This window comes from Streptomyces sp. NPDC054783 (assembly GCF_053611725.1).
On sequence record NZ_JBSHAY010000004.1, the window covers coordinates 195,131 to 221,731 of the forward strand.

A 26,601-nucleotide genomic window follows, 5' to 3' on the forward strand; every position below is an offset into this window, starting at 1 on the left:
ACTCGCAAGGGGCGCGCGAGGGGCGCGGAGTGCGCCTACCGACTACCCTCGCGCGCCGCCTGGGCGATTACTCAACGTGAGCGCGGCTCTGCTACTCCTGTTCACGCAGCGTGACGACACGGCACAAGGTCGTCGCGCCCTCACGTGCCATGGAGACGAGGAAGACGAGGTAGAGCCATGCCCCTCGACACAGTGACAGCACCGGCGGCGACCCCGGAGTCGGAGCAGCAGCAGCGCGAACAGCAGAGCCTCAGCACCGCGGCGGCACGCAATCTCGCCACCACCACCAAGTCCGAACCCCAGATGCAGGGCATCAGCTCCCGCTGGGCCACCCGCATCCTGCCCTGGGTGAACGTGCCCGGCGCGACCTACCGGGTCAACCGCCGCATGTCCTGCACCGTCGGCGACGGCCGCGTGACTTTCGTGAAGACCGGCTCCAAGGTCCAGGTGGTCCCCGCCGAACTGGGCGAACTGCCCCTGCTGCGCGGCTTCTCCGACGCCGACGTGCTCGGCGCGCTCGCCGACAGGTTCGTGCAGAAGGAGTTCACCCCCGGCCAGGTCATCGTGCAGGAGGGCCGCAAGGCCGACCACGTCTACCTGATCGCGCACGGCAAGGTGGAGAAGCTCGGCAAGGGCCCGTACGGCGACGAGTCCATGATCGGGCTGATGGCCGACGGCGACACCTTCGGCGGCCAGGTGCTGGCCGACGGCACCAAGAAGTGGGAGTTCACGGCCCGGGCCACGACCCCCACGACCGTGCTCGCGCTGCCGCTGACGGCGTACAAGGCCGTCGCCGACCGCCACGAGGCGCTGCGCCGGCACGTGCAGCGGATCAGCACCGACGGGCACCGCAGACTGAACCGGGCCGGCGAGGCCGACATTCTCCTGAAATCGGGTCACATCGGTGAGGAGACGCTGCACCAGACCTTCGTCGACTACGAACTCTCCCCACGTGAGTACGAGTTGAGCGTGGCGCAGACGGTGCTGCGGGTGCACAGCCGGGTCGCCGACCTCTTCAACGAGCCGATGAACCAGACGCAGCAGCAGTTGCGGCTGACCATCGAGGCGCTGCGCGAGCGGCAGGAGCACGAGCTGATCAACAACGAGGAGTTCGGGCTGCTCAGCAACGCCGACTTCGACCAGCGCATCTCCACCTACTGCGGCCCGCCGACCCCCGACGACATGGACGAGCTGCTCAGCATGCGGCGCAAGACCCGCTGCTTCCTCGCCCACCCCAAGGCCATCGCCGCGTTCGGCCGCCAGTGCAACAAGCGGGGCCTGTACTTCGGCAGCATCGACCTGAACGGCAACCAGATCCCCGCGTGGCGCGGCGTGCCCCTCCTGCCCTGCGGCAAGATCCCGATCAGCGAGCAGGGCACGACGTCGATCATCGCCATGCGCACGGGCGAGGACGACCAGGGTGTCATCGGCCTGTACCAGACCGGTATCCCGGACGAGGTGGAGCCCGGCCTGAACGTCCGCTTCATGGGCATCAACGAGCAGGCGGTCATCTCCTACCTGGTCAGCACCTACTACTCGGCGGCCGTCCTGGTTCCCGACGCCCTCGGCGTCCTGGAGAACGTCGAGATCGCCCGCACGAACGGGAGCTGACGGCGGTGTCGTTGATCTCCCGGGCCACGGCACCGACCGCGGCCCACGACGTGGCGGGCCTGGTCCGGGCCCTGCTGTCGCAGGGCTCTCCGCCACCGCCCGGCGCGGGCCTCCCCACCGGCCCGACGGGCTTGGGTACGTCGGCGACCCACATCCCCTTCGCAACAACGGCCACCCCCCACCGCTCCCGCACGAACGCCCTCGCGCTGCCCCTGCCGACGCCGACGACGACACCTCGGCCGGGCGCGGTGGATCCCCCGACGAGCGCCCACCCCGCGGCACGCGGGAACCGGCCGGAGGCCGGGCGGTCGGTGGTGGCCGGGCAGCCCGGGCCGGCCGGGCATCGGCCCGGGGTGGTGCGTCCGTCCGCGGCCGGGAATCCGGCAGGAACCGCACATGAGCCCACGGCCGGGCGGTCGGCGGCGGTGTCTTCGCCGGAGGCTGGGCCGTCACTGGCGAGTGGATACCAGCCCGCGACGGAGCGTCCGCCGACGGGCGGGAACGCGGCGACAGGGCATCAGCCGGAGGCCGGGCGCCCAGCGACCGCGCATCCCTCGGCGGCCGGGCACTCATCGGCGACCGGGCAGTCGGCGGGAGCCTGGCAGTCGGTGGCGGCCGGGCATCCCGTGGCGACCGGGCGGTCGGCGGCTGGGCAGTCGGTGTCGGGTGCGGCTGCGGGACCGATCCAGTTCCCGGCCGGGCCCACTGGGCTCGGTACATCGGCGGCGGCTCTCGGCCGTACCGGTCCCGGCGCCTCGGCGGCAGTCCCCGCCCCCACCGGTCCCGGTGCCTCGGCGGTGGACCGCCGGGCCGCGATCCTCGAGCCCCGCCGGGAGGCACCCGCGGAGGCGTCGGTGTCCGACGTCGGGCCCCGGCTGCACTGTCCGCCCGCCGTGCGCGACGATCCCGCCCTGGGTGAGATCGTCACCGGGCGTCTGGTGGAGTGGGCCGAGGAGGTCGGGATCTACCCGGGCCACCTGGACAGGATCCGCAAGGCCGACTTCGGTCGGCTGATCATGCTCGCCCATCCCGAGTCCGACGACCCCGAGCGGCTGCTCGCGGCGGCCAAGTGCGCGCTGTCCGAGTGGGCCGTGGACGACCACTACGTGGACGGCGAGGTCGAGGAGGCGAGGCCGCAGGAACTCGGCCGACGGCTCGCCATCGCCCACTCGGTGATCGACCAGGCCCACCTGCCGCTCGCCTACGCCCCCCAGCTGGAGGAGGTCGTCCGGGCGGACCCCGTCATGCGGGCCCTCAGGGACAGCCTGCGCAACCTCCACTCGTACGCGACGACCTCACAGGTGCGCCGGCTCCGCCACGAGCTGGGCATCATGTTCGTCGCCTACAACCAGGAGGGCTACTGGCAGGCCGCCGGTCACCGCCCGCCGGTGTGGGAGTACCTGATGCACCGGCACGAGAACAGCTTCATCCCGTGCATGGTGCTCGTCGACGCGATCGCCGGCTACGAGATCCCGTACGGCGAGTTCGCCGACCCCCGGGTCCGGCGCGCGTTCACGCTCGCGGGCACCGCCAGCGTGATCGTCAACGACCTCTACTCCATGGCCAAGGAGAAGGGCCCGACGGACTACAGCCTGCCCCGGCTGATCGCCGCCGAGGACGGCTGCTCACTGGAAGAGGCCGTCGACCGCACCGTGGACATCCACAACGAACTGATGCTCACCTTCGAGGCCGAGGCGGCCGCGCTCGCCCGGGCCGGCTCCCCGGAACTGCGCCGCTTCCTGGCCGGCACCTGGGCCTGGGTCGGCGGCAGCCGTGAGTGGCACGCCGGCAGCGCCCGCTACCACGAGACCGCGAAAGCCGCCTGAGCCCGCGCCTCCCGCACCCCAACCCCCGTTCCCAGTAAGGAACCCCATGTCCAAGATCTCCACCCAGATGGAAAGCATCGCCATGGGCGATGTCCTGCGCACCGAGTACCAGAAGTCGGTCGCGGAGTACTGGAACAAGGAGAAGGCCCCCGTCAACATCAAGCTCGGCGAGGTCGACGGCCTCTACCACCACCACTACGGCCTCGGCGAGTGGGACCCCTCGGTCCTCGCCGGCCCGCCCGAGAACCGCGACCAGCGCATCATCGAGGAACTGCACCGCCTGGAGACCGCCCAGGCCGACGTCCTCCTGGACCACCTCGGCGACATCACCCCCGACGACCACCTCCTGGACGCCGGTTCCGGCCGAGGCGGCACCAGCTTCATGGCCAACGCCCGCTTCGGCTGCCACGTCGACGGCGTCAGCATCTCCGAGCAGCAGGTCGGCTTCGCCAACGACCAGGTGCGGCACCGCGGGGTCACGGACAAGGTCCGCTTCCACTTCCGCAACATGCTCGACACCCGTCTGGAGACCGGATCGCGCCGGGCGATCTGGACCAACGAGACGACGATGTACGTCGACCTGTTCGAACTCTTCGCCGAGTTCTCCCGCCTGCTGGAGTACGGCGGACGCTACGTCTGCATCACCGGCTGCTCCAACGACGTCACCGGCATGCGCTCCAAGGCCGTCAGCAGGATCGACGAGCACTACACCTGCAACATCCACCCGCGCAGCGAGTACTTCAGGGCACTTGCGGCGAGCAACCTGGTGCCGATCCAGGTGGTGGACCTGACCCCGGACACGATCCCCTACTGGGAACTGCGGGCCAAGTCCTCCGTCGCCACGGGCATCGAGGACCCGTTCCTCGCCGCCTACAAGGAGGGCAGCTTCCACTACCTCCTCATCGCGGCCGACCGCATCTGAAACCAGGGCGCATGCCTGGTGTCGTACGCGCGGGACGTGCGGCACCACGCCCGGCGCGGGAGCCGGATCACGGGCCTGTCAAGCGCTTGCGGGTACCCAGTCACCTGTGGGAGAGGACATGAGAGCACATTGCCTTTGGGGCAAGGCCGTTGTCGTCGGCGGCAGCTATGCGGGACTCGTGACCGCACGCGTACTGGCCGACTTCTTCCGCGAGGTCGTCCTCGTGGAACGGGATGCCGTCGACGAGGACACCGGCGCTCATCCGGGCGCTCCGCACGGCTACCAGGGGCACGCGATGCTGGCCAGGGGCGGTGAGATCCTGGAGCGGCTGTTCCCGGGACTGCGCGAAGAACTGAGGGAAGCGGGAGCGCCGGTATTCGACTACGGCGAGGGCATCGACTTCCTGCTGCCCGTCGGACTCGCGCCACGGCAGCGTACGGGCGTCCCGGTCCAGAGCTTCACCCGCGACGAGCTGGAACGCCGCCTGCGACGCAAGGTGCTCGCACTTCCCCAGGTCACGCTGGTGCCGTCCACCAGGTGTACGGGGCTGACCCGGGACTTCGCGGGCCGGGTGAACGGCGTGAGATGCCAGTCGCAGAGCGCGAAGCCCTTCCAACTGGCCGCCGATCTGGTCATCAGGTCCTGACGCTCACTTCCCGAAATACGTGACGAATGCCGACCAGGCGGCGGGGAGGCGGCGACGACGACGGCGACTCCGAGCAGCTACCCCGCCTGCCCCATCCCCGCCGCGTTCGGCCAGCTCTGGGCGTTGGGCCAGCCTGTTGCCGGGGCCGGGGTCAGGCCGGTGGGCGGGGCCGGGGTGGCGGGGGCCGTCATGCCGCGTACCTGGGCGGCCGTGAGGCCACCGCGGGCCGGGACACCCGGCGGGGTGGGGCCGGCCACCGCGGCGGGGGCCGGGACGGGAACGGGGGCCGGGGCGGGGACGGGGACGGGGGCCGGGATGGGGACGGGGGACGGGGCCGCGGGGGTGGGTGCGGGAAGCGGTGCGGGGAAGGCCGAGGGGGCAGGGGTCGGCATCAGAGCAGGAGCAGGAGCAGGAGCAGGAGCAGAAGCTGGAAGTGGAACTGGGGCCGGAGCAGAAGCTGGAAGTGGAACTGGGGCCGGGATCTCTGCCGGGGGCTGTTGCATCGGCGCCGCCTGGGCTGCCGCCGGCATCGGCATCCCGGCGCCGGGCGGGGGTACGGCGGCGGGGAGCGGCATGCCGGTGCCGGCGGCCGGGGCGGGAGCGGCGGGCATGGCCTGGGCCTGGGCGGCAAGCTCCGGCATGCCGCCCCCGTTGGTCTCGCTCATCAGCCGGTCCACCGCCGCCGTACCCGAGCTGTAGCTGGTCCCTGTGCCCAGCTCGGGTACGGCGGCTCCCCTCCTGGACCCGTAGAGCACCTGTTCCAGGCCGGACACCAGGCGACGCACGTCGACCTGGGGGCGCACCACGAGTCTCAGGAAGCGGCTGGACGAGCCGATCTTGTTGCCGCACTCGCGGACCAGGATCCGGTGCTCGGTGAGCATCCGGTCCCGGACCACCGTGCCCTCGGCGCCGACGGGCAGCCGTACGAAGAGGAAGTTCCCCTGGGACGGGTACACCGTCAGGCCCGGGAGTGCGGAGAGGTGGCCGGTCATGTCCAGGCGGTCGCGGCGGACCTGCTGCAGGCTCCGGGCGTACTCGGTGCCGTGCTCCTTCAGCATGAACACCAGGTGTTCGGCGAAGGAGTTGAGGTTCCACTTCGGGAGCATCGCCCGCACCTTCCCCGCGAGCGCCGGGTTCGCGACCAGGTAGCCGAAGCGGACGCCGTGCAGGCCGAAGTTCTTGCCGAGGCTGCGCAGCACGATGACGTTGGGGCGGAGCATGGCCTCCTGGACGACGCTCGGTTCGGCCTCCGCGTCGGCGAACTCCAGGAAGGACTCGTCGACGATCACCAGGTCGAGGTCGGCCATGGCGTCCATGAACTGGATGACCTGCTGTTTGCGCAGATAGCCGCCGTCGGGGTTGTTCGGGTTGCAGATCACCGCGACGCGCGTGCCCCGGGTGCGGATGAAGGTCGCGTACTGGGCGAGGTCCAGCGCGAAGCCGCTCGCCTCCTGCAGCGGGAACATGTCGACCCGTTTGCCGGTCTCCATCGGCTGGTCGGTCCAGCGGCCGAAGGTCGGCACGGGGACCGCCAGGGACTCACGGACCAGGAGGTGGTCGATCCAGGTGATCAGCTCCGTGGAGCCGTTGCCCATCGCCACGCACTGCGGCGGCAGTTGGAGGAGGCTGCACAGCTCGGCGGTGATGGTGTCGGCGCTGCTCGGGTAGTAGGTGATGATCTCGCGCAGCCGGGCCGCCAGCTCGTCGTACATGGCCGGGGTGGGGAAGTACGGGTTGCACGGGACGCAGAAGTCCACCGGGCCGGTTCCGTCGCCGCCCTCGCGCGTCAGCGCCGCCATGGAGGGGCTGTGCGCGGGGGTGCCGCGGAACAACGAGGTGACGTTGCCGGCCAAAGGGACCTCCGTTTCGGGTGGCCCGTGCGGGGGAGCACGGGCCACCCATCGATACGGAGGTGACGGCAGTGGCGTTCAACTCACGTGCCGTGTGAGCAGGTTCACGCCTCGAACGTGTGGATCGTCGTCGTCCGGTAGGTCTGCCCGGGCCGCAGCACGGTCGACGGGAAGTCCGCGTGGTTCGGCGAGTCCGGGAAGTGCTGGGTCTCCAGGCACAGGGCGTCGCCCTGACGGTAGGTGTGACCGCCGGTGCCGGTGAGCGTGCCGTCGAGGAAGTTGCCGGAGTAGAACTGCAGGCCGGGCTGGTCGGTGGCGATCTTCAGGGTGCGGCCGGAGCGCGGGTCGCGCAGGGTCACCACATGTTCCGGGCGCTGCGTGATGCCCTTGTCGAGGACCCAGTTGTGGTCGTAGCCCTTGGCCTGCACCTGCTGGACGTGACCGGCGCGGATGTCCCGGCCGATCGGCTTGGCGTGGCGGAAGTCGAACGGGGTGCCCGCGACCTTCGCCAGCTCGCCGGTCGGGATCAGGCCCGAGTCGGTGGGGGTGTAGCGGGAGGCGGCGATCCGGAGCTCGTGGTCCTCGATCGTGCCGCTGCCCTCGCCGGCCAGGTTCCAGTAGACGTGGCTGGTGAGGTTGACGATGGTCGCCTTGTCCGTGGTGGCCTCGTAGTCGATGCGCCACTCACCGTGCCGGGTGAGGGTGTACGTCACCTTCGCCTTCAGCGTGCCCGGGTAGCCCATCTCGCCGTCGACGCTGGTGTAGTGCAGGTGCAGGCCGACCTCGGAGCCGTCGGCGAACGGCTCGACGTCCCACACGTGCTTGTCGAAGCCCTGCTTGCCGCCGTGCAGGCTGTTCACGCCGTCGTTGACGGAGAGCTGGTAGCTCTTGCCGTCGAGCGTGAACCGGCCCTTGCCGATGCGGTTGCCGTACCGCCCGATGAGGGCGCCGAAGTACGGGCTCTTGGCCACGTAGTCGGCTATGTCGCCGAAGCCCGCGACGACGTTGGCGTAGTGGCCGCGGCGGTCGGGGACCTCCAGGGTCTGGACGATGCCCCCGTAGTTCAGGACCTTCAGGCGGGTGCCGCCGTTCTCCAGCGACCAGCGGTAGACCCGGGTGCCGTCGGCGAGCGTGCCGAACAGTTCCTTCACCGGCCTACTGCCTCCCGACGAACCGTTCGCGGTCTGGGCGCCCGCCGCGGCAGCGGCTGAGGTCGCTGTCGAGCCGAGGGTGGTGGCGGCGAGGCCCGCCGCTGCTGCTCCCGCGATGACCGTGCGTCTGTTCAGTTCCATGTGCGGCTCCCATAAAAGGAGGGGCCCCGCCACGAGCGGCGGGGCCCGGTCTGACTTACGAACCGGACTTGCGCTTGTTCCACACGTCGAAGCCGACCGCCGCCAACAGGGCCAGGCCCTTGATGACCTGCTGCCAGTCGGTGCCGACGCTGAGGAGGTTCATGCCGTTGTTCAGCACGCCGAGGACGAGACCGCCGATGATGGCGCCGAGCACGGTGCCGACACCGCCGCTCATGGAGGCGCCGCCGATGAACGAGGAGGCGATGGCCTCCAGTTCGAAGCCGTCGCCCGCCTTCGGCGAGGCCGCGTTCAGACGGGCGGCGACCACCAGACCCGCCAGGGCCGCGAGCACGCCCATGTTCAGGAACACCTGGAAGGTGATGCGCTTGTCCTTCACACCGGACAGCTTGGCCGCCGGCAGGTTGCCGCCGATGGCGTAGATGTGCCGGCCGAAGACCGAGTTGCGCATGACGTAGCCGTAGCCGCCCACCAGGACGCCGAGGATGATCAGGATGATCGGCGCGCCGTCGTAGCTGGCGAGCAGCATGGTGAGGGCGAGGATCGCGGCGACCAGCGCGACGAGCTTGAGCAGGAACAGCTTCACGGGCACCACGTCGAGGGTGAACTCCTGCTGGCGGCGCCGGTCGCGCACCTCCTGCCAGACCACGGCGGCGATCAGGACGATGCCGAGGAGCAGGGTGAGGTTGTGGTAGTTGGTGTTCGGGCCGACCTCGGGCAGGAAGCCGTTGCCGATCTTCTGCAGGCCGTTCGGGAACGGGCCGAGGGTCTGGCCCTTGAGCAGGATCTCCGTCAGGCCGCGGAAGAGCAGCATCCCGGCGAGGGTGACGATGAACGACGGTATGCCGAAATACGCGATCAGGAAGCCCTGTACGGAGCCCGCCACCGCGCCCACCAGCAGGCACAGCACCAGGGCGACGGGCCACGCCACATGGTGCTGCACCGTCAGTACGGCCGCGAAGGCGCCCACGAACGCCGTGATCGAGCCGACCGACAGGTCGATGTGCCCCGCGATGATCACCAGCATCATGCCGATCGCGAGGATCAGGATGTAGCTGTTCTGCAGCACCAGGTTGGAGACGTTGCGCGGCAGCAGCAGGTCGCCGCCGGTCCAGAACTGGAAGAGGACGACGATCAGACCGAGCGCGATCAGCATGCCGTACTGGCGCATGTTGCGGCGCAGGCCGCCGAGCACCAGCTGCAACAGGCCCTCGCCGGCGGCCGGTCCGCCCTTGCCCGGCGGTGCGGCCGCCGGCGTCTTGTCGGTGACGTCCGTGCTCATCGGGTTACCTCTTTGTCCTTCGTCATCTGGCGCATCAGCACTTCCTGCGTGGCCTCGGCCCGCGGCACCTCACCGGTGAGCCGTCCCGCGGCCATCGTGTAGATGCGGTCGCACATGCCGAGCAGCTCCGGCAGCTCGGAGGAGATGAAGACGACCGCCTTGCCCTGGGCGGCCAGTTGGTCGATGACCGTGTAGATCTCGTACTTGGCGCCCACGTCGATGCCGCGCGTGGGCTCGTCCAGGATCAGCACGTCCGGACCCGCGAAGATCCACTTGCTGAGGACGACCTTCTGCTGGTTGCCGCCGGACAGCTTGCCGACCGGCTCGAACACCGTCGGCGCCTTGATGTTCATGGACTTGCGGAAGCGCTCGGAGACCTGCCGCTCCGCCTGCTCGTCCACCACGCCCCGCTTCGCGACCTTCTTCAGCGCGGTCAGCGAGATGTTCCGGTTGATGGTGTCGATCAGGTTGAGGCCGTAGTGCTTGCGGTCCTCGGTGACGTACGCGATGCCGTGCTCCACCGCCTCCGCGACGGACTTCGTACGGATCTCCGTGCCGTCCTTGAGGACCGTGCCGCCCGCGTAGCGGCCGTAGGTGCGGCCGAAGACGCTCATCGCGAGTTCGGTGCGGCCGGCGCCCATCAGGCCCGCGATGCCGACGATCTCGCCCCGGCGGACGCTGATCGACACGTCGTCCACGACCTTGCGCTGCTGGTCGATGGGGTGGTGGACGGTCCAGTTGCGGATCTCCAGCGCGGGGGCCGCGCCCTCCTCCGGCTTGTGCGGGGTGCGTTCGGGGAAGCGGTGGTCGAGGTCGCGGCCCACCATGCCGCTGATGATCCGGTCCTCGGTCGTCCCCTCCGCCTTCACGTCGAGCGTCTCGATGGACCGCCCGTCGCGGATGATCGTCACCGAGTCGGCGACCCGGCGGATCTCGTTGAGCTTGTGGGAGATGATGATCGAGGTGATGCCCTGGTTCTTCAGCTCCAGAATCAGGTCGAGGAGCTTGCCGCTGTCCTCGTCGTTCAGGGCCGCCGTCGGCTCGTCGAGGATGAGCAGCTTCACCTCCTTCGACAGGGCCTTGGCGATCTCCACGAGCTGCTGCTTGCCCACGCCGATGTCGGCGACGCGGGTCTCCGGGTGCTCGTCGAGGCCGACCCTGCGCAGCAGTTCGGTGGCGTGGCGCAGGGTCTCGCGCCAGTTGATGAGTCCACGCGTGGCATGTTCGTTGCCGAGGAATATGTTCTCCGCGACGGAGAGGTACGGCACCAGCGCCAGCTCCTGGTGGATGATGACGATGCCGTGCTGCTCGCTCGCCCGGATGTCCTTGAACCGGCAGAGCTCTCCCTCGAAGAGGATCTCGCCCTCGTAGGTGCCGTGCGGATGGACGCCGGAGAGCACCTTCATCAGGGTCGACTTGCCGGCGCCGTTCTCCCCGCAGATGGCGTGGACCTCGCCCTGACGGACCGTCAGCGTGACGTCCGACAGCGCTATGACACCGGGAAAGGTCTTGACGATAGAGCGCATTTCCAGGACGGGTCCCGCCATGGTCGTGCCTTCCAATCAGTGTGGGTCGGGCAGGTGGGCGGGCTTACTTGAGCTGGGACTCGGTGTAGTAGCCGCCCTTGACCAGGACGTCCTCGTAGTTGGTCTTGTCCACGCTCACCGGCTGGAGCAGGTAGGAGGGGACGACCTTGGCGCCGTTGGTGTAGGTCTTGGTGTCGTTGACCTGCGGCTTCTTGCCGTGCAGGACGTCGTCGACCATGGTCACCGCGACCGCGGTCTCCTTGCGGCTGTCCTTGAAGACGGTCTGGGACTGCTGGCCCGCGATGATCGACTTCACCGAGGCCAGCTCGGCGTCCTGCCCGGTGATGACGGGCAGCGGGTTGCTGCCCGAGCCGTAGCCGTCCGACTTCAGCGCGGAGATGATGCCGATGGAGATGCCGTCGTAGGGCGAGAGCACCGCGTCGACCTTGCCGCTCTTGTAGGAGGAGGTGAGGATGTCCTCCATGCGCTTCTGCGCGGTGGTGCCGTCCCAGCGCAGGGTGGTGACCTGGTTGAGCTTGGTCTGCCCGGACTTGACCACCAGCTCCTTCTTGTCGATGTACGGCTGGAGCACCTTCATCGCGCCGTCGAAGAAGTACTGGGTGTTGTTGTCGTCGTTGGACCCGGCGAACAGCTCGATGTTGAACGGGCCCTTCTTGCCGCTGTCCAGGCCGAGCTTGTGCACGATGTAGGTGCCCTGGAGGGTGCCGACCTTCTCGTTGTCGAACGAGGCGTAGTAGTCGACGTTCTTGGTGCCGAGGATGAGCCGGTCGTAGGCGATGACCGGGATGTTGGCCTGGGCGGCCTCCTGGAGCACGTTGTTCAGGGACTTGTTGTCGATGGCCGCGATGATCAGGCCCTTGACGCCCTGCGTGATCATGTTCTCGATCTGCGAGACCTGGGTGCTCGGGTCGTCCTCGCCGTAGACCAGCTTGGTCTTGTAGCCCTTGGCCTTGAGGTTCTTGACCATGTCGTTGCCGTCGTTGATCCACCGCTCGGAGGATTTCGTCGGCATCGCGATGCCGATGGTGGCGCCCTTGACGTCACCGGTCTTCTCCTTGCTGCCGCCCGAGCTGCTCTGCCCGCAGGCGGTCAGGGTGAGGGCGAGCGAGGCTGCTCCGGATATCGCGGCGAGTGCGGCTCTGCGGTTGCGCATGGTGATCCGTCCTTGGTCTTCTCGGTCGTCTCGTCGTTGAGGGGTCACACGGTGATGGGGAAGCGGTTCAGCGGTCCGGGCAGCCGCGAGCCGAGCGGCGCCATGTCGCCGTCCGCGCCGTGCCGGGCGAGCAGGTCCAGGGCGAGTCGGCCGCGCCGCACCCGCTCCCGGGCGGTGTCCAGGGTCACGTCCCTGAGGTGGGTGCCCCACGGGTAGATGCCGGGTGCCTTGGACAGGCCGAACTTCAGATACAGCGGGGCGCCGCGCCGGATCAGCTCGGCGACCTCGTACATCCGCACATAGCCGCCGAGGTCGTCGGGGGCCTCGATGTACATGTCCATCGGGGCTGCGGACACCCGGCGGATCTCGGTGAGGTGATCCAGTGTCAGATCGCTGGGCACGTTGACGGAGTCGGCGCCGAGCCGCTCGAAGACGGCGTACGAGGCCGGGTTGACGGGGCCGATGAGCGCCGAGACCTTCAACGTCGTGCCGGCCGGGATGATCCCCGCCTCGCGCGCCCGGTGCAGGGTCCACAGCACGCCTTCGTCGGCGACCAGCAGACACTTGACGCCCAACTCCGTCGCCCGTACGGCGTCCTCGACGCACCCGGCGACCGCGTCGTGGCCCCGTGCGCGCAGTCCGGCCCCCCGCGAGTCGGAGCGCACCGAGCCGCCGATGTCCCAGGTGCCGCGCGGGCCGGTGAACAGGCAGAGTTCGATGTCGCGCGCGGCGGTGGCCTCGACCATCTCGGTGATCTCGGCGTCGGTGAGCATCCACACGCCGCTGCCCTGGCTGATCCGGTGGATCGGCACATCCAGGCGCGAGGCCTCCTTCAGGACGACCGCCAGCGCTTCCGGACCCTCGCACGAGGGGATCTCGGTGCGCCAGCGGCCGCCGCCCGGGAAGCTGTGCGCGGAGGCGTCGGCGGGGTCGAGGGCGGGCGCGCCCAGGCCGAGGGCGGTGAGTGCCTGCTCACCGGGTCGGCGGGCCGCCGGGGCGGAAGCGTCGGTCGTCACAAGCTGTCCTTCTTGTTCGATATATCGGACGAGGTTCGCGGCTCGGGGCGGGATACGGCCCGGGCGGTGCTGCGAAAAAAACGGCCGTGGTGGTACGCCGGTCAGGGCGCCGTCAGGTCACGCCCTGACCGGCGTACGTCTTCAGGGACGGAGCAGCACCTTGCCCACCTCCGGATCACCCGCCCCGACCAGCTCGATGGCCTGCGGGAACCCGGTCAGCGGCAGCTCGTGCGTGACCAGCGGCAGCGGGTCCAGCAGTCCGGCGCCGAAGACGCGCACGGTGTGCGCCCAGGCGTCCGGCGGCGCCCCGAAGACGGTGTGCACCTCAAGCTGCCGTACGACCAGATCGGTCGGGTCGAGCCCGTCCGCGCCCGGCGCCGGGATCCCGGTCAGGACCAGGCGTCCGCCGCGCCGGAGCAGCGAGGCGGCGGTGCGCGCGGCGGAGGCGGACCCGGCGGTCTCGACGACGACGTCGAAGTCGTCCGGAAGCTCCTGGTCCTTCAGCCGGAAGTCGCTCGCCCCGAACTGCCGGGAAAGCGCCTCCCGGTCGTTCCTGGTGCCCACGACGAGCAGCTCCGCCGGCGAGACCGCCTTCAGGAACTGCACGGCGAACATCCCGAGCGTGCCCGTGCCGACCACCGCGACCCGCTCGCCCGGCAGGGCGCGGGCCTTCAGCGTGGCGGTCGCGATGCAGGCGGCCGGCTCCAGCAGGGCGGCGGCGGTGAGGTCGGCGTCGTCCGGCAGGACGTGCAGCAGCCGGGCCGGGAGGGTCAGCGTGGCGGCCATGGCGCCCGGCTGGGTGAACCCGGTCTCCTCGTAGCCGTCGGTGCACAGGGTGGTCTCGCCCGCGTGACAGCGGTCGCAGACCTGGCAGTTGCGGAAGCCCTCGCCGACCACCTTGCGGCCGACGAGTCCCGCCGGCACCCCGGCGCCCACCTCCGACACCGTCCCCGACCACTCGTGGCCGGGCGTCAGCGGGTAGCGGACGTACCCCTCGGGCCGGTTGCCCTGGTACACCTCGCGGTCGCTGCCGCAGATGCCGACCGCGTGCACGGCCACCAGCGCCTCACCGGGACCGGGCTCGCGCGGCGTGTGCGCCACGAGCCGGTGCCGGCCCGGGGCCTCGACGACGACGGCGGTGCTCACTTGGTCCCCTTCGGCTTGCGCTGCTCCCAGCCCTCGGCCCACAGGTCGAACCGGGCCTGCTGCTGCGGGAACTCGGCGGCGGCATCCACGTCCAGCTCGACCCCGAGGCCGGGCGCGTCGGACAGGCGGAAGTACCCGTCCACGACCTGCGGCGCCCCCTTGACCACCTTCTTGATCTCCGCGTCGGCGAAGTCGTTGAAGTGCTCGAGGATCTTGAAGTTCGGGGAGGTGAAGCCGACTTGGAGGGACGCGGCGGTGAGCACGGACCCGCCGACGTTGTGCGGGGCGACCAGCATGTAGTGCGTCTCGGCGGTGGCCGCGAGCTTGCGGGTCTCCCAGATGCCGCCGATGTGGCCGACGTCGGGCTGGATGATGTCCACGGCCTGGCTGTCGAACAGCTCGCGGAACTCGATCCGGTCGTGGATGCGCTCACCGGTGGCGACCGGGATGTCCACCTTGGCCGCGACCTTCTCCAGCGCCTTCAGGTTCTCCGGCGGCACGGGCTCCTCCAGCCAGGCCGGCTTGAAGGGCGCCATCTCCCTGGCCAGCCGGACGGCGGTGGCGGGGGAGAAGCGGCCGTGCATCTCCAGCATCAGCTCGGCGTCCGGGCCGATCGCGTCCCGTACGGCCTCGATGAGGGAGACGGCGTACAGGGTCTCCTGGTGGTCCAGTTCGAAGTGCCCGGTGCCGAACGGGTCGATCTTCAGTGCCCGGTAACCGCGCTCCACGACCTGCTGGGCGGCCTTGTGGTACGCCTCGGGCGTTCGCTCGGTCGTGTACCACCCGTTGGCGTACGCCTTGACCCTGTCCGTCACCTTGCCGCCGAGCAGCTGCCACACCGGCACGCCCAGCGCCTTGCCCTTGATGTCCCAGCAGGCCATCTCGACGACCGCGATGCCGGACATGACGATCTCACCCGCACGGCCGTAGTCGCCGTACTTCATCCGGCGGACGAGGTCCTCGACCGCGAACGGATCCGAGCCGAGAATGTGATTGGCCTGGGCCTCCCGCAGATAGCCGGTCAGCGCGTCGGTGTGACCGAGCATCCGGGTCTCGCCGACTCCCGTGATCCCCTCGTCGGTGTGCACCTGGACGTAGGTCAGGTTGCGCCACGGCGTGCCGACCACGTGTGTGCTGATTCCGGTGATGCGCACGGCAGTTGCCCCTCAGCTGTTCGAGATTTCGTCACACGTTCGAAATGCTGGCGTGACAGTAAGGACGGGGCGACGGGGGTGTCAATGGGTCGAACAGGTAACGGTTTCGACAAGCCTTTCGAGAATTCTTTCGCTTTCCACGAAACCTTCACAGCGGCGCCTAGGAACGTGACCGACGGGGAATCTAGTCTTCCGGCGTCATGGACTACTGCCACCCGTGCCAACGGCACCTCAACGGCGCCCTGGCCTGTCCCGGGTGCGGAACTCCGGCACGCGCCGTCGCAGAAGCGCCGGCCGCGTACGCGCGCGCGGGCACGGGTGAGACGCAGGGGTACGGCGTTCCCCAGCAGTACGGGCCCTCGCAGTACGGGTCTGCGCAGTACGAGTCTGCGCAGTACGGCTCCCCGCAGCACCGCGTCCCCCAGCAGTACGAGCCGGCCGGTCCGGAACAGGTGGCGTGGACACAAGGTCGGGAGCCGCACGAGGACTGGGGTCCCGAGGCGGAGTCCGGCACCGAGGCCGCAGCCGGCAGTGACCCCGAGCCCGATTCCCCGGCCGACTCCGACTCGGACTCCGAGCCGGAGGCCGGTGGCCGGGCCGCGCGGCGCCGGGCACGCGGCGGCGCCGCGGTGGGCCCCGCCGACGCCGACGCCAGCCGCCGCGACCGCAAGGCCGCCGCGCACCGGCGCCGGCGCCGGCGTACCGTGCTGATCACCGCGGGGTTCGTGCTGGCCGCGGGCAGCCTCGGCCTCGCCGAACTCGGCACGGACGCGCCGTTCTCGCCCTTCTCCAGCGGACAGCCGGACACCGCCGCGGACACCGCGGCCGACGGTGGCACGTCCTCCGCGTCCCCGGGCGCCACGGCCGACCCGGCCGCCGACACCTCCGGCGCGACCCCCGGCGCGGCCGGCTCGGCCTCCCCGGACGCCTCCGCGTCCGCCTCCAAGTCCCCGAAGGACAAGAACTCCAAGTCCCCCGACGCCAAGGACACGGACAAGGCGCAGCAGACCGCCGCGACGGGCTCCGGCGCCCATCCCAGCGCCCCGGCCCCCACCGCCACCTCCCGGCCCGCCTCCACCCCCACCAGCGCCCCGACGACCTCACCCCCGTCCCCGACACCCTCCCCGACCAAGACCTGCACCCGCTTCCTGTGGTGGTGCACCTGACCCCGCCGCACATCCCCGCACCACCGGGCCCCACTGCGCCTGCCCCTGCGCATCCGCACGTGCCGCCTCGGGGCATCCGTCGTGCGGGGCGGCGTCGATCTGGCCATGGGGGGTCGGGCCCGCGTGTCCGTGCGCCACCCCCGCGCCATCCGCCATCCGGGGCAGCCGTGACACCCACGGGCGTTCGCGGCGGTTGAGTCGAACGGGTGCATCGCGCCGTACCGGTCTCGGGAACGCCCGGAGCGGGAACGGGCGTTGTAGTGGGGGAGCAGCGAGCAGCGGCTCAGTTGAGGAGAGCGGATGACGCAGCAGATCACCGTCCACGGCACGGTCGCCGAGGGCTTCGAGGCGGTGCGCGAGGAGTTCGCCGCCTTCGTCGCCGGGGAACGCGACGACTATGAGGGCCAGTTGTGCGCGTACGTGCACGGACGGCAGGTCGTCGACCTGTGGGCGGGCGCGGAGGCGGACTCGCTGTACGGCGTGTACTCGTCCACCAAGGGCGCCGCACACCTGGTGGTCGCGCTCCTGGTGCAGGACGGCACGCTGGAGCTGGACCGCAAAGTCACCTACTACTGGCCGGAGTTCGGCGCCGAGGGCAAGGGCGCGGTGACCCTGAGAGACCTGCTGGCGCACCGCGCGGGCCTGATCGGGATCGACGCCGGGTTCTCCGCCGAGGAGATGGCCGACGACCGGGCGATGGCCGAACGGCTCGCCGACCAGAAGCCGTTCTGGCGACCCGGCACGGCGTTCGGCTACCACGCGCTGGTGATCGGCGCGCTCACCGGCGAGGTGGTCCGCCGGGCCACGGGCCACACCCTCCAGGAGGTGTACGAGGAGCGGGTGCGCGCGCCGTACGGCACCGACTTCTTCTTGGGCCTGCCCGAATCCCGGGAACCCCGCTTCCGCCCGGTGCAGCCGATGCTCCCGACCCCCGAGCAGCAGGCCCTGCTGGACGCCCGGCCGACCGGTCCGCACACCCTGGCCTCGATCGCCTTCAACACGCACGTCCCGAGGCCGGGCACACTGGCGGACTACGCCAACTCCCGTCTCGTACGGGCCAAGGGACCCGCGTCGGCGGGCGGCGTCGCCTCCGCGCGGGGGCTCGCCAAGACGTACGCGGCGGCGATCAGCGAGCTGGACGACCGGCCGCCGCTGCTGAAGCCGGACACGGTCGCCGAGGTGGGCCAGATCCACTCCGTGGGCTACGACCTGGTGGCCCGCGCCCACAAGTCGTACGGCCTGGGCTTCCAGGCCACCGCCGACATGTGGCACCCGGTCCTGGGCGCCGGCACCTTCGGTCACAGCGGCGCAGGCGGCAGCCAGGCCTTCGCCGACCCGCGCGGTGGCCTGGCCTACGGCTACACGCGGCGCCGGATGGCGTTTCCGGGCGGGGCGGCACCGGAGAACGACAGGCTGGTGGCAGCGGTTCACCGAGCGGCGTTGAAAAGCATCTGACCCGCAGGGGGCGCGACCAGCCACGACGGACCCGCACCCGACGACGCACGGCACCCGGCGCACGCCCCCCGGCCGAAAGAGAGACCGCACCCCACGTCCAAGGGTGCGGCCTCCGCAATGCGCAACGACGGGCGTCAGACCAGCGTCACGGTGATGTTCCCCCGCGTCGCCTTCGAGTACGGGCACACCTGGTGAGCCTTCTCGACCAGCTCGCGGCCCGCCTCGGCGGAAACGCCGGGAATGCTCGCCGAGATCTCCACGATGATCCCGAACCCGTCCTCGTTCTTGCCGATCCCGACCTTCGCGGTGACGGTCGACCCGGACACGTCGACCCCCTCCTGCCGGGCGACGACCCCCAGCGCCCCCTGGAAGCAGGCGGAGTATCCCGCGGCGAACAGCTGCTCCGGGTTGGTGCCGGCGCCGCTGCCGCCCATCTCCTTGGGCGGGTTGACGACGACGTCGAGTCGGCCGTCGTCCGTGGCGACCCGGCCGTCCCGGCCGTTCTCGGCGGTGGCGACGGCGGTGTACAGGACGTCGGACTGCGTGATGGGCATGCGGTTGTCCTCCTCCTCGGTCCGCCGCGACTCGCGCCCACGATCGACGGCGGATTTCGGAAAGAAGTTACCGCATGCCGGAAACTGCAGGAAGGTCTGTCCGGGCCTCAGAGCTTGACGATCATCTTGCCGATGTTGTCGCCGCGCAGCACCCCGAGGAACGCCTCCAGGTTGTTCTCGATGCCCTCGACGACCGTCTCGCGGTACTTCAGCTCGCCCGAGGCGACCCACGGCCCGACCTTCTGGACGAACTCCGGCTGCAGGTCGTAGTGGTCGCCGACCAGGAAGCCCTCGATGCGGCCCCGGGTCTGGATCAGCCGGGCGAGGTTGCGCGGGCCGGGCGCGGGCTCGGTGTTGTTGTAGACCGAGATCATGCCGCAGACGGCGATCCGGCCGCCCTGGCGGAGCGAGCCGATGGCGGCCTCCAGGTGGTCGCCGCCGACGTTGTCGAAGTACACGTCGATGCCGTCCGGCGCGGCCTCGCGCAGCTGCTCACCGACGGGGCCGTTCTTGTAGTTGAACGCGGCGTCGAACCCGTACTCCTCGACCAGCAGCTTGACCTTCTCGTCGGAGCCGGCCGAGCCGATGACCCGCGAGGCGCCCAGCAGCTTGGCGAGCTGGCCGACCTCGCTGCCCACGGCGCCCGCGGCGCCGGAGACGAACACGATGTCGCCCTCCTTGAAGGAGGCGGTGCGCAGCAGACCGGCGTAGGCGGTGAGGCCGGTCATGCCGAGGACGCCGAGGTAGGCCGACAGCGGCACCTCGTGGGCCTGGTCGTCGACCTTGACGGGCGGGATGGCCGCCGGTCCGACCTTGACCGCGTTCTTGGCGTCCATGACCGCGTACTCGCGCCAGCCGAAGAAGTGGAGGACGTGGTCGCCCGCCTCGATGCCCTCGGCGTTGGAGGTGATCACCTCGCCGACCGCGCCGCCCTGCATGACCTTGCCCAGCTCGAACGGGGCGGCGTACGACTTCGCGGCACTCATGCGGCCGCGCATGTACGGGTCCACGGAGAGGTACTTGTTCCGTACCAGCACCTGGCCCTCACCGGGGGTGGGGACCGGGGTCTCGACGAGCGCGAAGTCCTCCGGCTTCGGCCAGCCGACGGGACGGCTGAGCAGGTGCCACTCGCGGTTGATCATGACAGCGCCTTTCCTCTTGCTCCAGGGCGGATTACTTCAGTACCTGAAACAACAATGCGCTTCAATATTTCAGGATGTCAAGTAACCGGGTATCCTGAGAGGCATGGCCACACCACCGAAGACCCACCGCCCGGACGCCCTCACGATGGAGGTCGTCGAACTCATCGGAGACGTCGTGGCCCGCTTCTACGCGGACTACGAGGAAGCGGCGGGCGAGCACGCGCTGACCGGGCCCCAGGCCCGGCTCCTCAGCCTGCTCTCGGTGGAACCGCTGCCCATGCGCAAGCTGGCACAGAAGCTGAAGTGCGAGCCGTCGAACGTGACGGGCATAGTGGACCGCCTGGAGACCCGCGGGCTGGTCGAGCGCCGCCCCGACCCGGACGACCGCCGGGTCAAGGTGGCCGCCGCCACCGAGGACGGCGTGCGCGTGGCCCGGGACCTGCGGGAGGGCCTGCACTTCGCCCGCGAACCCCTGGCCGGGCTGTCGGAGGAGGAGCGGCGCTCCCTGCGCGACCTGCTCCGCCGGATGCTGGCCGGCTGAAAGTCGGTAAAGTTTCCGCCATGCGCGATCTCGGGGTGGGGTTCGGTCATCTGCTGAAGGGCCAGCGCTGGGTGGCCCGGCACGGCCGGCGGTACGGCTTCGGGCTGCTGCCCGGGCTGATCACCCTGGTGCTCTACGCGGCGGCGCTGGCCGCGCTCGCGGTGTGGGGCGAGGACGGGGTCGCCTGGGCGACGCCGTTCGCGGACCACTGGTCCAGCCCCTGGCAGGGCCTCTTCCGTGGCTTCCTCACGGCCGTCCTCTTCGCCCTCGGGCTGCTGCTGGCCGTCCTGACGTTCACGGCCGTCACGCTGCTGATCGGCCAGCCCTTCTACGAGAACCTGTCGGAGAAGGTCGACGCCGACGTCTCGCCCGACGGCACCGCCCCCCGGTCGGGCCTGCCGCTGTGGCGCGAGCTGTGGATCTCGGCCCGGGACAGCGTGCGCGTCCTGGTGCGGGCCGCGCTGTGGGGCGTGCTGCTCTTCGCCCTCGGCTTCCTGCCGTTCGTCGGGCAGACCGCCGTCCCCGTGCTCGGCTTCTTCGTCACCGGCTTCTTCCTCACCGAGGAGCTCACCGCCGTCGCCCTCCAGCGCCGCGGCGTCGAACTGCGCGCCCGGCTCGCCCTGCTCCGCTCCCGCAAGACCTTGGTCTGGGGCTTCGGCACGCCGCTGGGCCTGGCCTTCCTGGTCCCGTTCGTCGCGGTGTTCCTGATGCCGGGCGCGGTCGCGGGCGCGACACTGCTCGCGCGGGAGCTGCTGGGGGAGGGCAGCGAGGAGAACGGAAACGACTCCGCGACCGACGCCGACGGTACGGCGCCCACCCGTCAGGCCGGTTGAGACCGTCACCCCGGGATCCGTGCCGCCGCCTCCCGCAGGGCCGTGACGAAGGCCCGGGCCGCCGGCGACAGGGAGTGTCCCCGCGCCGTCGCCGCGTACACCGCGCGCGGTGGCGCATCCTCGGCGTCGATCGGCAGCAGGGTGATGTCCGGCCGTACGGACGTGGCCGCCAGGGCCGGGATCAGGGTCACCCCCAGGCCCGCGGCGACATAGCCCTGCTTGGCGGTCCACTCCCCGACCACGTGCGCGACGCGCGGCCGGAAGCCCTGTCGTACCGCCGCGTCCAGGAGGGTGCCCTCGGGCCGGGCGCTGCCGGCGATCCAGTCGGCGTCGGCGAGCCGGGCCAGCCGTACCGGCCCCTCGGTCGCGGCGAGCGGATGAGCGGCGGGGACGGCGACGTACAGGGTCTCGTCGAGGAGGTGGTGCAGCGCGTACGCCTCCAGCGGCGCGCGGCCCGTCGTCGAGACCACGGCGAGGTCCAGTCGGCCCGCCGTCAGCCGGTCCAGCAGGGCGGGGGAGAGGCCCTCCTCACGCGAGATCCGGACGCGGGGATGACGGGCGTGGAAGGCGGCCAGAGCGTGCGGGACGAGCGCCGCGTCGGCGGTGGCGAACGCCCCGAACCGCAGCCGGCCGCCCGCCGCCGCCCGCAGCTCGGCGAGGTCGCGCGCCGCGCCGCGCAGCGATCCGGACACGGCCTCGGCGTACGGCACGAGGGTCCGGCCGGCCTCGGTGAGCCGCACGCCCCGCGGCAGCCGGTCGAAGAGCGGACCGCCGCCCAGGGCCGACTCCAGCGAGGAGATCTGCCGGGACACCGCGGACTGGGTCCAGCCCAGCGTCCGCGCGGCCACGGTGAACGAGCCGTACCGGGCCACCTCCAGGAACACCCGCAGCCAGACGGTGGACAGGTCGGGCGGTTCGGGTGCGTCGTCATGCGAAGTCGGCATGGCAGCGATGCTAGACATTTGCTTGTCGCATCGACTGCCCCGCTCCTAACGTCGACGGCATGGAGAAGATCGCCTTTCTGGGGCTCGGCCGCATGGGCGCCCCGATGGCCCGCCGGCTGCTCGCTGCCCGTCATCCGCTGACTGTCTGGAACCGCACCCCGGCCCGCGCCGAGCCGCTCGTCACCGAGGGAGCCGTGCGCGCCGGGTCACCGGCGGAGGCGGTACGGGACGCCGACGTCGTGATCACCATGCTCGCCGGACCGGACGCGCTGGCCGACGTGGCCGGCGCCGTCGCGCCGGAGCTGCCGCCGGGTACGGCCTGGGTCGAGATGTCCACCGTCGGACCGGACGCCGTGCGGGAGCTGGCCGGGCGGCTGAAGGACGGCGTCACTCTCGTGGACGCGCCGGTCATGGGCAGCACCGACCGGGCGGCCGGGGGCACGCTCGGCATCCTCGCGGGCGGGGACACGGCCGCCGTCGAACACGTCCTCGCACACCTCGGCACGGTCACCCGCACCGGCCCGCTCGGCTCGGGGGCGTCCCTCAAACTCGTCGTCAACACGGCGGTGATCGGCGGAGTCGGCCTGGTCGCCGAGGCACTGCGGCTCGCCGCCGCGCTGGGCCTGGACGGCGGCACCGCCCGTGCGGCACTGAAGACGGGTCCGCTCGGCGGCGCGGTCGACCGTGCCTTCGCCGACGGGGTGTCCTTCGCGACCGACCTCGCCGTGAAGGACCTCCGGATCTCCGCGTCCGCAGCCCAACTGCCGATCATTGCAGCCGTGTCGGAGCGATTCCGGCAGGCTGCGACGGACCCCGCACTGGCCCGCGCCGACATCTCCCGAGCCGCCGCCCACCTCATCCGTACCGCCTGAAGGACTCCCCTTGCAGATCACCCTGAACAGCCCCGCCTCCGCACCGCAGCCCCTGAGCCCCTACTACTCCCAGGTGGCCCGCGTCGAACACGCCGACGGCAGCGCCCTGTTGTTCCTCTCCGGCCAGATCGCCGAGGGCGCCACCCTGGCCGAGCAGACCCGGGGCGTCTTCGAGACGATCGACGCACTGCTCAAGGCCCACGGAGCGAGCTTCGCGGACGTCATCAACATCCGCACCTACCTGACGGACATCGGCAGGCTCGAGGAATACGGTTCCGTGCGGCGGCAGTTCCTCACCGGCACGCCGCCGACCAGCATGACCTTCGAAGTGCCGCGCCTGTTCCGCCCGGAGGCGCAGGTGGAGGTGGAGGTCGTGGCGGCCGTACGACCCTCGTGAGAGGAACCGCTCTCAGTCCACCGGCTCGCCCAGCAGCCGCAGGAAGTCACGGAACGCGCCGGGCATGTCCACCGACTCCGGATCCAGCAGCCACTGGTACTGCAACCCGTCCATCACCGCGACGAGCAGGGGAGCGGTGCGCTCGGGTGTGAGGCCGTTCGGCAGGCGGTCGCCGTACTCGGCGCGCAGCACCGTCGCCATGGACTCCCGCACCCGCGCGTACCGCTCGGTGAAGTACGAGCGCGCCGGATGCCCCTCCGTCACGCTCTCGCCGAGCAGCGCCGAGAACGTCTGGATGATCGCGGGCCGCATCGCGTTGTACTCCACCAGCGAGGCCAGCAGATCAACCCGCCACCGGGTGTCCGGTACCGCGTCCCACCGGTCCCGCTCCTGGAGCACGGCCACCAGCAGGGCGTCCTTGGTGGGGAAGTAGTGCAGCAGACCCTGCTGGGTGAGGCCGACGCGCTCGGCCACGGCCGCCAGGCTCGCCCCCCGGTAACCGCGCTCGGCGATCACCTCCAGGGCCGCCCCGACGATCTCCGCGCGCCGTTCCCCGCTCCTGACCCTCGCGTTCATGACGACACCGTACGGCATCCGCGCCGCCGAAAAATAACGACAAGATAACGAAACCTACCACTCTACAGGTAGCGGATGCACGATGGGAGGCACCTGCCCGGACGTCAACGAGGAGGCACCGCGATGGCGGGACCCCAGCCCACCCCGGCCGACACGGCCCGCGAGGCGGTCGTCGAGGCCGCTCTCGGCAAGCTCGACCTGGACGCGAAGGCGCGGCTGCTGGCCGGCCAGGACATGTGGACCCTGCCCGCCCTGCCGCAGATCGGTCTCGCGTCCCTGGTCATGTCCGACGGCCCGATCGGCGTCCGGGGCGTGCGCTGGACCGCCGACGACCCCTCCGTCGCCCTGCCCTCGCCGACCGCGCTCGCCGCCACCTGGGACCCCGAACTCGCCCGCCGTGCAGGCGTGCTGCTCGCCCAGGAGGCCCGCCGCAAGGGCGTACACGTGCTCCTCGCGCCGACCGTGAACCTGCACCGCTCCCCGCTCGGCGGCCGGCACTTCGAGTGCTACAGCGAGGACCCCTACCTGACCGGTGTCATCGGCGCCGGCTACGTCACCGGCGTCCAGTCCGGCGGAGTCGGCACCACCGTCAAGCACTTCGTCGCCAACGACGCCGAGACCGACCGCTTCACCGTGAACAACCTGGTCTCCGAACGGGCCCTGCGCGAGCTGTACCTGGCGCCCTTCGAGGCCATCGTCGACAACGCCCGCCCCTGGGGCATCATGACCGCCTACAACAAGGTCAACGGCACGACGATGACCGAGCACCACCACCTGGTCAACGAAGTCCTGCGCGGCGAATGGGGCTTCGACGGCTTCAACGTCTCCGACTGGACGGCCGCCCGGGACACCGTCGGCGCCGTCAACGGCGGTCTGGACGTGGCCATGCCCGGGCCGGGCACCGTCTACGGCGACGCCCTGGCCCAGGCCGTGCGGGACGGGAAGGTCGCCGAGGACACCGTCGACGCGGCCGTGCGGCGTGTCCTGCGCCTCGCCGCCCGTGTCGGGATCCTCGACGGTGCCGAACCCGTCGTACCCGAACCGCCCGCCCCGGTCGACGGAGAGGCGCTGGCCCGCGAGATCGCCCGCCGCTCCTTCGTCCTCCTCCGCAACGAGAACGCCGCCCTGCCCCTGAAGCCGAACGGCACGGTGGCCCTGATCGGCGCCGCCGCCCGCGACGCCCGCGTCCTCGGCGGCGGCTCCGCCACCGTCTTCCCGGCCCGTGTCGTCTCCCCGCTGGACGGTCTCACCGCCGCCCTCCCCGAGGGCACCCTCACCTACGCCGTCGGCGCCGACCCGGCCACCGAACTCGCCGTGGCCGACCAGGGTTTCAGCCTCGAGGCCGTCTGCCGAGACGCCGACGGCGCGGTCATCGGCACCCGCTCCGCCCCGAACGGCCTGATCCAGTGGATGGGTTCGGACCTCCCCGAGGGCGTCACCTACGAGACCCTGCACACCGTCGAGCTGACCGGCACCTTCACCCCGCGCGCGACCGGCCCGCACACCTTCGGCGTCAAGGGCATGGGCGCCTTCACGCTCACCATCGACGGGACGACGTACTACGACGACGTCCAGCGCCCCGACAAGGACGACCCCTTCGAGGCCTTCTTCGGCGCCCCCGTACCCCGCGCCCAGGCCGAACTCACCGCCGGCGAGCCGGTCGAGGTCTCCCTCACGTACGTCGTCCAGCTGCCCGACGACATCCCCATGAAGGTCGTCACCTTCGCGCTCGCCCACTCCGAGCCGCAGCGCGACCCCGACGAGCTGATCGCCGAGGCCGCCCGCGTGGCACGGAACGCCGACACGGCCGTCGTCATGGTCGCCACCACCGACCGCGTCGAGTCCGAGGGCTTCGACCGTACCGACCTGAGGCTCCCCGGCCGCCAGGACGACCTGGTCCGCGCGGTCGCCGCCGCCAACCCCCGCACGGTCGTGGTCGTCAACTCCGGCTCTCCGGTGGAACTGCCCTGGCGCGAGGAGGTCGCCGCCGTCCTGCTCAGCTGGTTCCCCGGCCAGGAGGGCGGCGCAGCCCTGGCCGACGTCCTCACCGGCGCCCACGAACCCGGCGGCCGGCTCCCCACCACCTGGGGGTCCCTCGCCGACGCCCCGGTCACCCAGGTCGTCCCGACCGACGGTGAGCTGGCCTACACGGAGGACGTGTTCATCGGCTACCGCGCCTGGGAGCAGGCCGGCCGCACCCCGGCCCATCCCTTCGGCCACGGCCTCGGCTACACCGACTGGACCTACGAGTCCCTGGACGTCGACGGCACCACCGCGCGCATCCGCCTCCGCAACACGGGCGAGCGGCCCGGCCGCGAGGTCGTCCAGGTCTACGTCTCCCCGGCCGAGCCCGACCCCGGGCGCCCGGCCCGCCGGCTCGCCGGCTTCGCCTCCGCCGAGGCCGGTCCCGGTGAGAGCGTCGAGGTGACCGTCGCGCTGCCGCGCCGCGCCTTCGAGAGCTGGGACGAGACGGCGAACGCGTGGTCGTATGTGAAGGGTTCGTACGAGATCGCCGCCGGACGCTCGATCGCGGACCGCAGGCTCACCGCGCCGATTAACGTCTGATCCGGGACAAGCCCCCCACGAGCAGCCCCGGTCCGGGACCTGACCCCTGGGCCGGGGCTCGTCTCCTCCGGGTACGTATAGACTCCCGGCCCG

General features: G+C 70.9%; 23 protein-coding genes. 11 read left to right on the plus strand and 12 right to left on the minus strand.

Annotated features, from left to right (window positions below; translation table 11 throughout):
- Positions 1-177 precede the first annotated feature (177 nt).
- The 4 genes from ACWGJ5_RS10420 (at position 178) to ACWGJ5_RS10435 (ending at position 5,005) form a co-directional block, all read left to right on the plus strand.
- The gene (locus tag ACWGJ5_RS10420; RefSeq protein ID WP_453309326.1) at positions 178-1,611 is read left to right on the plus strand and encodes a family 2B encapsulin nanocompartment shell protein; all 1,434 of its coding nucleotides are present in this window, start codon (positions 178-180) and stop codon (positions 1,609-1,611) included.
- Positions 1,612-2,270: 659 nt separating this feature from the next.
- Entirely contained in the window at positions 2,271-3,437 is a 1,167-nt protein-coding gene (locus ACWGJ5_RS10425) for a family 2 encapsulin nanocompartment cargo protein terpene cyclase (protein WP_453309551.1), read from the plus strand.
- Between the two features lie 46 nt (positions 3,438-3,483).
- Positions 3,484-4,359 (plus strand): geranyl diphosphate 2-C-methyltransferase, encoded by an 876-nt coding sequence (locus ACWGJ5_RS10430; RefSeq protein ID WP_453309327.1) that lies wholly within the window; start codon positions 3,484-3,486, stop codon positions 4,357-4,359.
- Positions 4,360-4,477: 118 nt separating this feature from the next.
- A complete protein-coding gene (locus ACWGJ5_RS10435) occupies positions 4,478-5,005 on the plus strand; it encodes an FAD-dependent oxidoreductase (RefSeq protein WP_453309328.1) in 528 nt (175 codons plus the stop codon).
- Positions 5,006-5,082: 77 nt separating this feature from the next.
- On the opposite strand, the gene ACWGJ5_RS10440 is transcribed toward ACWGJ5_RS10435, so the two are convergent.
- From ACWGJ5_RS10440 to ACWGJ5_RS10475, 8 genes are all read right to left on the minus strand, one after another.
- Positions 5,083-6,858: a pyridoxal phosphate-dependent aminotransferase gene (locus ACWGJ5_RS10440; RefSeq protein WP_453309329.1), complete on the minus strand. Its 1,776-nt coding sequence runs from the start codon at positions 6,856-6,858 to the stop codon at positions 5,083-5,085.
- Positions 6,859-6,959: 101 nt separating this feature from the next.
- Positions 6,960-8,147: an aldose epimerase family protein gene (locus tag ACWGJ5_RS10445; protein WP_453309330.1), complete on the minus strand. Its 1,188-nt coding sequence runs from the start codon at positions 8,145-8,147 to the stop codon at positions 6,960-6,962.
- A 55-nt stretch (positions 8,148-8,202) separates the two neighbouring features.
- Positions 8,203-9,447: a multiple monosaccharide ABC transporter permease gene (mmsB, locus tag ACWGJ5_RS10450; RefSeq protein WP_453309331.1), complete on the minus strand. Its 1,245-nt coding sequence runs from the start codon at positions 9,445-9,447 to the stop codon at positions 8,203-8,205.
- On the minus strand, positions 9,444-10,994 hold the full coding sequence (mmsA, locus tag ACWGJ5_RS10455; RefSeq protein ID WP_453309332.1) for a multiple monosaccharide ABC transporter ATP-binding protein: 1,551 nt from the start codon (positions 10,992-10,994) through the stop codon (positions 9,444-9,446). Before mmsA ends, mmsB begins: the two co-directional genes overlap by 4 nt.
- A 43-nt stretch (positions 10,995-11,037) precedes the next feature.
- Positions 11,038-12,147, minus strand: a complete 1,110-nt coding sequence (gene chvE, locus ACWGJ5_RS10460; protein WP_228620173.1) for a multiple monosaccharide ABC transporter substrate-binding protein — start codon at positions 12,145-12,147, stop codon at positions 11,038-11,040.
- 44 nt (positions 12,148-12,191) lie between these two features.
- On the minus strand, positions 12,192-13,163 hold the full coding sequence (locus tag ACWGJ5_RS10465) for a hypothetical protein (protein WP_453309333.1): 972 nt from the start codon (positions 13,161-13,163) through the stop codon (positions 12,192-12,194).
- A gap of 141 nt (positions 13,164-13,304) precedes the next feature.
- Positions 13,305-14,309 carry a zinc-dependent alcohol dehydrogenase gene (locus ACWGJ5_RS10470; protein ID WP_453309334.1) on the minus strand — a complete coding sequence of 335 codons (1,005 nt, stop codon included), beginning with the start codon at positions 14,307-14,309 and terminating at the stop codon, positions 13,305-13,307.
- On the minus strand, positions 14,306-15,463 hold the full coding sequence (locus ACWGJ5_RS10475; protein WP_453309335.1) for a mandelate racemase/muconate lactonizing enzyme family protein: 1,158 nt from the start codon (positions 15,461-15,463) through the stop codon (positions 14,306-14,308). Before ACWGJ5_RS10475 ends, ACWGJ5_RS10470 begins: the two co-directional genes overlap by 4 nt.
- Positions 15,464-15,663: 200 nt before the next feature.
- Here ACWGJ5_RS10475 and ACWGJ5_RS10480 point away from each other — a divergent pair, with 200 nt between their 5' ends.
- Positions 15,664-16,629 carry an SCO2400 family protein gene (locus tag ACWGJ5_RS10480; RefSeq protein ID WP_453309336.1) on the plus strand — a complete coding sequence of 322 codons (966 nt, stop codon included), beginning with the start codon at positions 15,664-15,666 and terminating at the stop codon, positions 16,627-16,629.
- Between the two features lie 300 nt (positions 16,630-16,929).
- Positions 16,930-18,084 (plus strand): serine hydrolase domain-containing protein, encoded by a 1,155-nt coding sequence (locus tag ACWGJ5_RS10485; protein WP_453309337.1) that lies wholly within the window; start codon positions 16,930-16,932, stop codon positions 18,082-18,084.
- A gap of 134 nt (positions 18,085-18,218) precedes the next feature.
- Here the strand turns inward: ACWGJ5_RS10485 and ACWGJ5_RS10490 are convergent, their stop codons facing one another.
- Positions 18,219-18,638, minus strand: coding sequence for an organic hydroperoxide resistance protein (locus ACWGJ5_RS10490; protein ID WP_453309338.1), 420 nt, complete (start codon positions 18,636-18,638; stop codon positions 18,219-18,221).
- 107 nt (positions 18,639-18,745) lie between these two features.
- Positions 18,746-19,780: an NADP-dependent oxidoreductase gene (locus ACWGJ5_RS10495; protein WP_453309339.1), complete on the minus strand. Its 1,035-nt coding sequence runs from the start codon at positions 19,778-19,780 to the stop codon at positions 18,746-18,748.
- Between the two features lie 103 nt (positions 19,781-19,883).
- Between ACWGJ5_RS10495 and ACWGJ5_RS10500 the strand changes: the two genes are divergently transcribed.
- Together ACWGJ5_RS10500 and ACWGJ5_RS10505 are read left to right on the plus strand one after the other, a co-directional pair.
- Entirely contained in the window at positions 19,884-20,321 is a 438-nt protein-coding gene (locus tag ACWGJ5_RS10500) for a MarR family winged helix-turn-helix transcriptional regulator (RefSeq protein ID WP_228620158.1), read from the plus strand.
- A 20-nt stretch (positions 20,322-20,341) separates the two neighbouring features.
- A complete protein-coding gene (locus tag ACWGJ5_RS10505; RefSeq protein ID WP_453309340.1) occupies positions 20,342-21,154 on the plus strand; it encodes an EI24 domain-containing protein in 813 nt (270 codons plus the stop codon).
- Positions 21,155-21,159: 5 nt separating this feature from the next.
- Here ACWGJ5_RS10505 and ACWGJ5_RS10510 read toward each other — a convergent pair whose 3' ends face one another.
- Entirely contained in the window at positions 21,160-22,098 is a 939-nt protein-coding gene (locus tag ACWGJ5_RS10510; RefSeq protein WP_453309341.1) for a LysR family transcriptional regulator, read from the minus strand.
- A gap of 59 nt (positions 22,099-22,157) precedes the next feature.
- Between ACWGJ5_RS10510 and ACWGJ5_RS10515 the strand changes: the two genes are divergently transcribed.
- Both ACWGJ5_RS10515 and ACWGJ5_RS10520 read left to right on the plus strand, forming a co-directional pair.
- Positions 22,158-22,970 (plus strand): NAD(P)-dependent oxidoreductase, encoded by an 813-nt coding sequence (locus tag ACWGJ5_RS10515; RefSeq protein WP_453309342.1) that lies wholly within the window; start codon positions 22,158-22,160, stop codon positions 22,968-22,970.
- Between the two features lie 10 nt (positions 22,971-22,980).
- Entirely contained in the window at positions 22,981-23,367 is a 387-nt protein-coding gene (locus ACWGJ5_RS10520; RefSeq protein WP_453309343.1) for a RidA family protein, read from the plus strand.
- A 12-nt stretch (positions 23,368-23,379) separates the two neighbouring features.
- Here the strand turns inward: ACWGJ5_RS10520 and ACWGJ5_RS10525 are convergent, their stop codons facing one another.
- Complete coding sequence (locus tag ACWGJ5_RS10525; RefSeq protein WP_453309344.1) at positions 23,380-23,961, minus strand: TetR/AcrR family transcriptional regulator; 582 nt, start codon at positions 23,959-23,961, stop codon at positions 23,380-23,382.
- 105 nt (positions 23,962-24,066) lie between these two features.
- On the opposite strand from ACWGJ5_RS10525, the gene ACWGJ5_RS10530 reads away from it, so the two are divergent.
- Positions 24,067-26,508 carry a beta-glucosidase gene (locus ACWGJ5_RS10530; RefSeq protein WP_453309345.1) on the plus strand — a complete coding sequence of 814 codons (2,442 nt, stop codon included), beginning with the start codon at positions 24,067-24,069 and terminating at the stop codon, positions 26,506-26,508.
- Positions 26,509-26,601: the final 93 nt, after the last annotated feature.